This window comes from Mycobacterium sp. TH-M103 (genome assembly GCF_057473785.1).
In genome coordinates, this window is record NZ_JBYCLG010000321.1 from 1 (window position 1) to 5,531 (window position 5,531).

Genomic DNA, 5,531 nt, shown 5'->3' on the forward strand with positions numbered 1-5,531 from the left:
GCTGGACACCTTCGCGCCGGAGGCCAAGGTCATCCACGCCGACATCGACCCGGCCGAGATCGGCAAGAACCGGCACGCCGACGTGCCGATCGTCGGCGACGTCAAGGCGGTCATCACCGAGCTGATCGCGATGCTGCGCCACCACGGCGTCGCGGACAAGATCGACATGACCGACTGGTGGGCGTATCTGGACGACGTCAAGTCGACCTACCCGCTGAGCTACGGCCCGCAGAGTGACGGCAGCCTGAGCCCGGAACTCGTGATCGAGAAGCTGGGCGAGATCGCCGGTCCCGACGCGGTGTACGTCGCCGGCGTCGGTCAGCACCAGATGTGGGCGGCGCAGTTCATCTCGTATGAGAAGCCGCGCACCTGGCTCAACTCCGGGGGGCTGGGCACCATGGGGTTCGCCGTCCCGGCGGCCATGGGCGCCAAGATCGCCCGCCCCGACGCCGAGGTCTGGGCGATCGACGGCGACGGCTGCTTCCAGATGACCAACCAGGAACTGGCCACCTGCGCGATCGAGGGTGTGCCGATCAAGGTGGCGCTGATCAACAACGGCAACCTGGGTATGGTGCGCCAGTGGCAGACCCTGTTCTACGAGGAGCGGTACTCGCAGACCGACCTGGCAACCCACTCGCATCGCATCCCGGACTTCGTCAAGCTGGCAGAGGCGCTGGGCTGCGTCGGATTCCGTTGCGAGCATGCCGAAGACGTGGCGGACGTCATCGCCCGGGCGCGCGAGATCAACGACCGCCCGGTGGTGATCGACTTCATCGTCGGCGCCGATGCCCAGGTGTGGCCGATGGTGGCCGCCGGCACCAGCAACGACGAGATCCAGGCGGCCCGCGGCATCCGGCCGCTGTTCGACGACGAAAGCGAGGGGCACGCCTGATGAACCTCACCTCACACACGTTGTCAGTGCTGGTGGAAGACAAACCCGGTGTGCTCGCCCGCATCGCGGCGCTGTTCTCCCGGCGCGGATTCAACATCGAGTCGCTGGCCGTCGGCCCGGCCGAGCAGAAGGACATGTCGCGGATGACGATCGTGGTCTCCGCCGAGGAGACCCCGCTCGAGCAGGTGACCAAGCAGCTCAACAAGCTGATCAACGTCATCAAGATCGTCGAGCTCGACGATGACAACGCGGTGTCGCGCGAGCTGGCGCTGATCAAGGTGCGCGCCGACGCCGGCACCCGCAGCCAGGTGATCGAGGCGGTGAACCTGTTCCGCGCCAAGGTGATCGACGTGTCGCCGGAGGCGCTGACCATCGAGGCCACCGGCAACCGCGGCAAGATCGAGGCGCTGCTGCGGGTGCTGGAGCCGTTCGGTGTCCGCGAGATCGTCCAGTCCGGAGTGGTGGCGTTGTCGCGCGGTCCGCGCGGCATGGGCACCAAGTAGATTTCAGCTGTTGCGAACGAGAAGGAGATAGGGAACGTGCCATCCGAGGCATTGGAGATGTTCTACGACGACGACGCAGACCTGTCGATCATCCAGGGCCGCAAGGTCGGTGTGATCGGCTACGGCAGCCAGGGGCACGCCCACGCGCTGAGCCTGCGCGACTCCGGCGTGCAGGTGAAGGTGGGCCTCAAGGAGGGTTCGAAGTCCCGGGCGAAGGTCTCCGAGCAGGGCCTGGAGGTCGACACCCCCGCCGAGGTCGCCAAGTGGGCCGACGTGATCATGCTGCTCGCGCCCGACACCGCGCAGGCCGAGATCTTCACCAACGACATCGAACCCAACCTCAAAGACGGCGACGCGCTGTTCTTCGGGCACGGGCTCAACATCCACTTCGGGCTGATCAAGCCCCCGGCCGAGGTCACCATCGCGATGGTCGCTCCGAAGGGGCCGGGTCACCTGGTGCGCCGGCAGTTCGTCGACGGCAAGGGCGTGCCGTGCCTGATCGCCGTCGACCAGGACCCCACCGGAAAGGGCCAGGCGCTGGCGCTGTCCTACGCCAAGGGCATCGGCGGCACCCGCGCGGGCGTCATCAAGACCACCTTCAAAGACGAGACCGAAACCGACCTCTTCGGCGAGCAGGCCGTGTTGTGCGGTGGCACAGAGGAATTGGTGAAGACCGGCTTCGACGTGATGGTGGAGGCAGGATACCCGCCGGAGATGGCGTACTTCGAGGTGCTGCACGAGCTCAAGCTGATCGTCGACCTGATGTACGAGGGTGGCATCGCCCGGATGAACTACTCGGTGTCCGACACGGCCGAGTTCGGCGGGTACCTGTCGGGCCCGCGCGTCATCGACGCCGGCACCAAGGAGCGGATGCGCGAGATCCTGCGCGACATTCAGGACGGCAGCTTCGTCAAGAAGCTGGTCGCCAACGTCGAGGGCGGCAACAAGCAGCTCGAGGAACTGCGCAAGCGGAACGCCGAGCATCCCATCGAGGTCACCGGCAAGAAGTTGCGCGAGCTGATGAGCTGGGTGGACCGCCCGATCACCGAGACGGCCTAGCCCCGGGGCCGCTGCGCCGACGCGAGCCGCCCTGCGACCGCCACCACCCGGCGGGCCAGGTGGTCGAGGGCGTTCGCGGTGGTCTCGTCGATGATCTCGATGTTGTCGTGGGTGGAGACCAGGCTCACCCCGTAGGGGTTGCCGTCGACGAACTTGGACGGATCGGTGTATCCCGGTGGCACGATGATGCCGCCGAAATGCATCAGCGTGAGGTAGAGGGTGACCAGCGTGGTCTCCTGCCCGCCGTGCAGGGTGTTCGACGACGTGAAGGCCGCATACACCTTGTCGGCCAGCTTGCCCTGTGCCCACAGCCCGCCCAGCGAGTCGAGGAAGGCGCGCAATTGCGCTGCGGGGGAGCCGAAGCGGGTCGGTGAACCGAAGATCACCGCATCGGCCCACACGATGTCGTCGCCGGTGGCCGCGGGAAGATCCTTGGTCGCTTCGTAGTTCGCTGTCCAGGCCGGGTTGTGGGCAAACGATTCCGGGTCGTGGGTCTCGACGACGTGGCGCACCCGGACCTCGGCGCCGGCGGACTCGGCCGCGGCGGCGACGCGGCGGGCCATCGTGGTGCCGTGCCCGGTGGCCGAGTAGTAGATGACTGCGAGTCTGGTCACCGCAACAGCATAGGCACGAGGGTGGCCCCGGCAACATGCCGTCGCGAAAGGTATTGGCGCCGCATGTAAGCCATTGGGTGTGGGCGTCACGCGCGACGATGCGCCGACCGTCCGCCGCCGGTGAAAACCGCAGCCGATAGGCTGGCCGCGTGAACCTGCCTGTTGTATTGATCGCCGACAAACTCGCCCAATCCACCGTCGCCGCGCTCGGGGACCAGGTCGAGGTGCGCTGGGTGGACGGGCCCGACCGGGAGAAGCTGTTGGCCGCGGTGGGGGAGGCCGACGCGCTGCTGGTGCGCTCGGCCACCACGGTCGACGCCGAGGTGCTGGCGGCGGCCCCCAAGCTGAAGATCGTGGCCCGCGCCGGGGTGGGGCTGGACAACGTCGACGTCGATGCCGCCACCGAGCGCGGGGTGCTGGTGGTCAACGCCCCGACGTCCAACATCCACAGCGCCGCCGAGCACGCCATGGCCCTGCTGCTGGCCGCGGCCCGCCAGATCCCGGCCGCCGACGCCTCCCTGCGCGCCCACACCTGGAAGCGGTCGTCGTTCTCCGGCACCGAGATTCTCGGCAAGACCGCCGGCATCGTCGGGCTGGGCCGGATCGGGCAACTGGTCGCCCAACGGCTCGCGGCCTTCGGGGCGCACCTGGTCGCCTACGACCCCTACGTGTCGGCGGCCCGCGCCGCGCAGTTGGGCATCGAACTGCTGTCGCTGGACGACCTGCTGGCCCGCGCCGACTTCATCTCGGTGCACCTGCCCAAGACGCCCGAGACGGCGGGGCTGATCGGCAAGGAGGCGCTGGCCAAGACCAAGCCGGGTGTCATCATCGTCAACGCCGCGCGCGGCGGCCTGGTGGACGAGGCCGCGCTCGCCGAGGCCATCGTCAGCGGCCACGTCCGCGGCGCCGGGCTCGACGTCTTCGCCAAGGAGCCGTGCACCGAGAGCCCGCTGTTCGAGCTGCCGCAGGTGGTGGTGACGCCGCACCTGGGCGCGTCCACGGCCGAGGCCCAGGATCGGGCCGGCACCGACGTCGCGGCGAGCGTCAAGCTGGCGCTGGCCGGGGAGTTCGTCCCCGACGCGGTCAACGTCGGCGGCGGCGCGGTCAACGAGGAGGTCGCGCCCTGGCTGGACCTGGTGCGCAAGCTGGGGGTGCTGGCCGCCGCCCTGTCCAGCGGCCTGCCGGCGTCGGTGTCGGTGCAGGTGCGCGGCGAGCTGGCCGCCGAAGACGTCGACGTGCTGCGGCTTTCGGCGCTGCGCGGGTTGTTCTCGGCGGTCATCGAGGACACCGTGACGTTCGTCAACGCGCCCGCGCTGGCCGAGGAACGCGGCGTGACCGCCGAGATCACGAAGGCCTCGGAGAGCCCCAACCACCGCAGCCTCGTCGACGTGCGGGCGGTCGGCCCGGACGGCTCGACCGTCAACGTGGCCGGCACGCTCTCGGGCCCGCTGCTGACCGAGAAGATCGTGCAGATCAACGGCCGCAACTTCGACCTGCGCGCCGAGGGCACCAACCTGGTGATCAACTACGTCGACCAGCCCGGGGCGCTGGGCAAGATCGGCACCCTGCTCGGTGGCGCCGGGGTGAACATCCAGGCCGCGCAGCTCTCCGAGGACGCCGAGGGGCCGGGAGCGACCATCCTGCTGCGGCTGGACCGGGACGTCCCCGCGGAGGTGCGCTCGGCGATCGCGGCCGCCGTGACCGCCAACAAACTCGAAGTGGTCGACCTGTCGTGAGGCGCGCATGAAGCTCGCCGTCATCGCCGGCGACGGGATCGGTCCCGAGGTGGTGGCCGAGGCGGTCAAGGTGCTCGACGCGGTCCTGCCCGGCGTGCAGAAGACCGACTACGACCTGGGTGCCCGGCGTTATCACGCCACCGGCGAACTGCTGCCGGAATCGGTGCTGGCCGAACTGCGCCAGCACGACGCCATCCTGCTCGGGGCGATCGGCGACCCGTCGGTGCCCAGCGGCGTGCTGGAGCGGGGGCTGTTGCTGCGCATGCGCTTCGAGCTCGACCACCACGTCAACCTGCGGCCGTCCCGGCTCTTTCCGGGCGTGCGCAGCCCGCTCGCCGGAAACCCGCAGATCGATTTCGTGGTGGTGCGCGAGGGAACCGAGGGGCCCTACACCGGCACCGGCGGCGCGATCCGCGCCGGAACGCCCCACGAGGTGGCCACCGAGGTGAGCCTGAACACCGCGTTCGGGGTGCGTCGCGTCGTCGTCGACGCGTTCGAACGCGCCCGGCGGCGGCGCAAGCACCTCACGCTGGTGCACAAGACCAACGTGCTGGCGTTCGCCGGCAAGTTGTGGTCGCGGATCGTGGCCGAGGTCGGCGCGGAATACCCCGACGTGGAGGTGGCCTATCTACACGTCGACGCCGCCACCATCTTCCTGGTCACCGATCCGGGGCGCTTCGACGTGATCGTCACCGACAACCTGTTCGGCGACATCATCACCGACCTG

General features: G+C 69.0%; 6 protein-coding genes. 5 read left to right on the forward strand and 1 reads right to left on the reverse strand.

Features of this window, described 5'->3' with window-relative positions:
* From AC2VOR_RS17765 to ilvC, 3 genes are all read left to right on the forward strand, one after another.
* The coding region (locus tag AC2VOR_RS17765) for a thiamine pyrophosphate-dependent enzyme (protein WP_486964227.1) at window positions 1-892 on the forward strand (892 nt) is incomplete at its 5' end.
* Window positions 892-1,395: an acetolactate synthase small subunit gene (gene ilvN / locus AC2VOR_RS17770; protein ID WP_369739591.1), complete on the forward strand. Its 504-nt coding sequence runs from the start codon at window positions 892-894 to the stop codon at window positions 1,393-1,395. The genes AC2VOR_RS17765 and ilvN, both read left to right, overlap by 1 nt.
* A 57-nt stretch (window positions 1,396-1,452) precedes the next feature.
* Window positions 1,453-2,454 carry a ketol-acid reductoisomerase gene (gene ilvC / locus AC2VOR_RS17775; RefSeq protein WP_369741683.1) on the forward strand — a complete coding sequence of 334 codons (1,002 nt, stop codon included), beginning with the start codon at window positions 1,453-1,455 and terminating at the stop codon, window positions 2,452-2,454.
* Here the strand turns inward: ilvC and wrbA are convergent.
* A complete protein-coding gene (gene wrbA / locus AC2VOR_RS17780; RefSeq protein ID WP_369739590.1) occupies window positions 2,451-3,068 on the reverse strand; it encodes an NAD(P)H:quinone oxidoreductase in 618 nt (205 codons plus the stop codon). The genes ilvC and wrbA overlap by 4 nt on opposite strands.
* 149 nt (window positions 3,069-3,217) lie before the next feature.
* On the opposite strand from wrbA, the gene serA reads away from it, so the two are divergent.
* A complete protein-coding gene (gene serA / locus AC2VOR_RS17785) occupies window positions 3,218-4,804 on the forward strand; it encodes a phosphoglycerate dehydrogenase (protein WP_369739589.1) in 1,587 nt (528 codons plus the stop codon).
* Between the two features lie 7 nt (window positions 4,805-4,811).
* A partial coding sequence (locus AC2VOR_RS17790; protein ID WP_486964228.1) for a 3-isopropylmalate dehydrogenase occupies window positions 4,812-5,531 on the forward strand: 720 nt, incomplete at its 3' end.